This window comes from Streptomyces pactum, from assembly GCF_016031615.1.
GTDB lineage: Bacteria > Actinomycetota > Actinomycetes > Streptomycetales > Streptomycetaceae > Streptomyces > Streptomyces pactus.
Window position 1 is genome coordinate 1 of sequence record NZ_JACYXC010000030.1, and the last position, 1,140, is coordinate 1,140.

At 76.1% G+C, this 1,140-nt stretch carries 1 protein-coding gene; it reads right to left on the bottom strand.

The window, feature by feature from the left end; genetic code table 11:
- Positions 1–442: 442 nt before the first annotated feature.
- Positions 443–1,081 (bottom strand): NAD(P)-dependent oxidoreductase, encoded by a 639-nt coding sequence (locus IHE55_RS30495; protein WP_197990175.1) that lies wholly within the window; start codon positions 1,079–1,081, stop codon positions 443–445.
- Positions 1,082–1,140: the final 59 nt, after the last annotated feature.

A 1,140-nucleotide genomic window follows, 5' to 3' on the forward strand; every position in this document is an offset into this window, starting at 1 on the left:
CCGGCGCGCGCCGGCCCCGCCCGTACCGGTACCGCCCGCACCGGTACCGGCGGTCGTCCGTACCGGCGCCGGCGGGCTGGTGCCCGCACCGGTGGGCGTGGCTCCGCGCATGGAGGGCCTCCTTCAGGGCTTGCGGTCCGTCCTGTCCTCGGTTCCCACATGAGACCCCAAAAAGGTATGAAATGCACCTTTATCGGATCGGTGGGGCGGGTGTTTCCCCCGTTGGACCGGCAGCGGATCCCGGCTGCCGCCGGGGCGGGCAGAACCTCACGCCGGGCCGGACCTCTCCAGGGGCCCCCGAGGAGAGCAGCGCCTGAGAGGAACGGCCACCCGGACGGGCCGAACCCCGGACGGGCGGGTGCGCCCGGCGAAGAGGGGCAGCCCCCACGGGAACCCCGTGGCGCACGGCGACGGGCGCCCCGCCCGCTCAGCAGCCGTCCGCTCAGTAGCCGACCGTGAACCGCACCCGGTGGTGCCGGGGCCGCTCGGCCTCGTCGATGAGCGCCACCGCGAGGTCCTCCATGGATATGGCGGAGTTGCCGTCGGCGTCCACCACCAGTTCGTCGGCGCCCAGCCGGTACGTCCCGGTGCGCACGCCCGGCTCCAGGACGGCGGGCGGGCTCAGGTAGGCCCAGTCGGCCCGGGTGTCGGCACGGCAGGCGGCGAACTGCTCGCCGCAGGCCAGTGCGATGCTCCGCCAGTCGGCGGGGAAGTCGGGGGCGTCGATCACGGTGGTCCCGCCGGTGCCGGGGACGACCAGGCTGCCCGCGCCGCCGACCAGCAGCAGCCGCGCCCCGGCCTCGGCGGTCCCGGCCAGCAGCGCGCCGGCGACCACGGCCAGCTCGCTCTCCCGGCCGGGCGCCGGGCGGGTGGCTCCCACCACCACGTCCTGACCGGCGCTCAGCCGCGCCACCGCCGCGGCGTCGGAGGCGTCACCGGCCCGCGGCACGGCGGCCTCCGGCAGGCCGGCGAAGCGGGACGGGTCGCGGACCACGGCGGTCACCTGGTGGCCGCGGGACAGGGCTTCGGCCACCACGCGGCTGCCCACGCTCCCAGCGGCTCCGAAAACAGTGATACGCACGACGGTCAGCTCCTTGTGTACGACGGGACGGAGGACGACGGAGGACGACGGAGGGGGCG